Source organism: Zoogloea sp. LCSB751 (assembly GCF_002028455.1).
Taxonomy (GTDB): Bacteria; Pseudomonadota; Gammaproteobacteria; order Burkholderiales; family Rhodocyclaceae; genus Zoogloea.
The window spans coordinates 1-230 of record NZ_MWUM01000703.1; the positions used below are offsets into that span (position 1 = coordinate 1).

A 230-nucleotide genomic window follows, 5' to 3' on the forward strand; every position below is an offset into this window, starting at 1 on the left:
TCCTTACCATCTACTGTCAGGGTGATCATGTCCCCCTGCACAGCTTTGATTACGCCTTTGAACTTGCGGCGGTTGTTTGTTGCCATCCGAAGCGAAACCGCCGCCTCTTGGCCAACGTATTTTTCGAACTGGGCAACCTTGAACAGCGGACGATCCAGGCCCGGGGAGGAAACCTCGAGGTAATACTCCTCGGTGATGGGATCTTCAACGTCCATGATGGCGCCAACCTG

At 54.8% G+C, this 230-nt stretch carries 1 pseudogene; it reads right to left on the bottom strand.

Annotation, left to right across the window (positions count from 1 at the left end):
• Positions 1-215: pseudogene (locus B4920_RS28255) on the bottom strand (ribosome maturation factor RimP); the annotation flags it as partial.
• Positions 216-230: the final 15 nt, after the last annotated feature.